Annotated in this window: 1 protein-coding gene; it reads right to left on the bottom strand. The window is 37.4% G+C overall.

Annotation, left to right across the window (positions count from 1 at the left end):
• On the bottom strand, window positions 1-3089 hold a 3089-nt coding region (locus YWA_RS15790), incomplete at both ends, for a fibronectin type III domain-containing protein (protein ID WP_022829221.1).

The raw sequence follows: 3089 nt of genomic DNA, 5'->3' as shown, positions 1-3089 counted from the left end.
GGTCCTGTCCATAAGAAACTAGAAGTCGAAATATCAAAACTTCCGTTGAAAGGTACCGCAACCAATTGATAAGCATTGTTGTTACAACCTTGAGTGAAGTCGATTTCAAGTTCTTTTCCAATTGTAACATTAGCAGTAGTTGAAAACGATCCGCATATAGTAACATTTGGAGTTGTATAAGTTACAACATAAGCTCCAGGACTACTTGCACTTGGATTAATTGTTCCAGTATTTGCATCAATCGTTAAACCTGTTGTTGAACTAAATGTTCCTCCTGTTGTTCCAGTTAAAGTCACTGGTTCCGCAGTTGAGTTTGAAGCACAGAATGGGTCATCGTATCCAATTGTCGCTGCCGCAGCTTTAATCAGAGTGATTGTGAATGAATTATCATCAGCCGTACATGCATTCACTGCGTCAATCGTATTTGTCACAACATAAGTACCTTCGGTACTTCCTTGCAATGTAATCACTCCAGTAACAGCGTCTAATACTAAACCAGCTGGAGTTGATGTAAATGTACCTGCTGTAGCAGTTCCAGTAAATATTGGTGGAACTGTGGTAACATTGTCAAGACAATATTCAGCTTGTGCATAACTAAAGTCTGCATTTGCAGGCTCATCAATTACAACAATTACAGAATATACTGCATCACCACATGGACCTGCATTTACCATTGTATTTGTAATTGTATAACTTCCGGCTACACTTGTTGCAAGATCAATTTCTCCAGTTGTAGGATTAATAACTAATCCAGCCGGTGTGAATGTGAACGCACCTACCGCTCCGCCACCAATATAAATCGGTAGTGGGTTTGGCAATTCATTTTTACAGAAAAAGTCTGATGAATATTCAAATTTAGTACTGCTTGATCCACCTACTATTAAATCTACAGGTACAACTGAGAAACAAGTTGATACTGCGTTACTTTCTACTCTAATATAAATAGTCTGATTGTAAGCGATCGTATTTATGAATAAAGTTGTAAGGTCAATAGCTGTATTTGCATCTGCAATAGCATCTGCCTCAAGAATATAATAAGAAACATTGTAATCTGTTGCAACTAAAGTTCCTAAAACTTGTGGCGTTAATATATTTAAGTCAAAACCTTCAAAACCATCGAAAGGTGCCGTATCACAAATTTCATAAGGTAACGGTGAAGTTACGTTGATAGCAGGACTTAATGTAACTTCAATACTGTCTTCTACAGGATTTAATCCACAATTTCCTTTTACCGTATACGTTCCAGACTGAGTAACCGTGATTGTTGACTGCGTTTCTCCCGCAATAAGTACATTATTAAAGTACCATTCAAAAACAACTGGCACGTTGTTCAAATCAATTACTCCTTCTAGCGCATTTAAAGTTACAGAATCTGCACAAGCAACGATATCCTCTCCTAAGTCAACACCACAACATAAGGTATCTCCTGCACCAGGAACATCAAAGTTGGTTTGAATCAATTTGATAAAACCTGCTTGATTTGAATAGTTCGTAATTAAGATGATGTAAAATTCTCCCGCTTGAGCATTTGGAATAGAAATCGTTTCGGTAACTGCCGCATCGTAACTACAATCTACAATGTTTCCTAATGGATAAAAGTTTGGATTAGAAGTATTATTTCCACACCCACCTGGGCATGGTCCAAATACAATTTCATCACAAGCATCAGTAGAAGTAAATGGTCCCCATGCCACGAAATCCACATCAAGATTATTTCCTAGTAATTGACCCGTTGTACTAATATTCGTGTTTTGGTACATGGTAAAGTTAATCGGTCCTGTTTGACCAACGTGCAAAGTATAGTACGTTGGATTAGGAATACTAAACAAACATGCAACTTGTGTAGAGTTAGGTAAGTTTGTTGTATTAGGGAAAATATATGGATTATCAACACTACCACCACAGAAAGGTGCTGCATTTTGACAACTTGATACTGGTTTAATACAAACATTAAAGGTCACTACTTCACTATTTGATCCATTTGACCAAACTCTTAAATAGTACGTGTTCCCTATAACATAATTCAAGTTATTACTATTTAAAGAACCGGCTGCACTACAATATAACTGTACTAAATTAGAACATGTTCCACTGTAAACTGCGTGATTTAAATTTGTTGTTGTTCCTTCGACATTCAATAATGAAATAATATGATTTCCTGAAGTAGCAACGAATTTAAACCATACATCATCATCTTCAGTTCCTACACAAGTATTTGAAACTCCGGTTGAACCCGTTGCTCCAATTAAATTTCCTGGCGTTACATAAGCACATTCAGACAGAGTATTCACAACAACGTCAATTGCATCTACACATTCATCGTTAGTTGCTGGAGCAGGAGGAGTAGAAACACAAATATCAAATGATGCTGATTGCGTTACAATACTTCCGTTTGTGTACACTCTAATTTTGTAAATCGTTCCTGCAGTTAAATTTAATAAAACTGCATTATTGTTCCCCGTCGCACTACAGAATATTTGGTTGAATGTACTACAATCTCCACCTTCATAAACTGCAAATCGAAGACTCGTTGTTGAACCTACGATATTTTGTAAGTTAACAATATGAATATTATTTGTAGCAACAAAACTAAACCATACGTCGTCATTTTCTATTCCAGGGCAAGTAGAAACTTCTATCGAAGCCGTCCCTCCTAATGTATTTCCTGAAACAATCTGACTACAAACTTGGGTTGGATTCACCGGTACGTTAATTGCTGCTGAACATTCGTCGTTTGCAGGTCTAGTTATAAATGATTTTGGTGTCAATAAAGTCCAGTTACTGATGTCTGTTGCAGAACAAATTGCACGAACATAATATTGGTATTTGGTTCCTGGTAGTAAGTTAGTGATTGGAAAATCTACATTGGTAGTGGCTATTGAATAACCAGCTACGCCTGTATTCAATGGGGATCCGTTAACAGGTGGTGTTCCTCCTTCTACAACGGCATACACTTCCCACTGAGGAGCGGAACCTGTTTCAGTCCAACTTGCTGTAACACTGGTTTGTGATACTGAAGTAACTAATAAATTCGTCGGCTTTGGACAGCTTGGTGGCTGACAGTTGCCTAAGATTAAATCCTCATAAAG

Origin of the sequence: Flavobacterium antarcticum DSM 19726 (assembly GCF_000419685.1) — a bacterium.
In the GTDB taxonomy this organism is placed as follows: Bacteria; Bacteroidota; Bacteroidia; order Flavobacteriales; family Flavobacteriaceae; genus Flavobacterium; species Flavobacterium antarcticum.
Note: the sequence above shows the minus strand (reverse complement) of the source record. Positions and strands in the feature narration are given on the sequence as shown.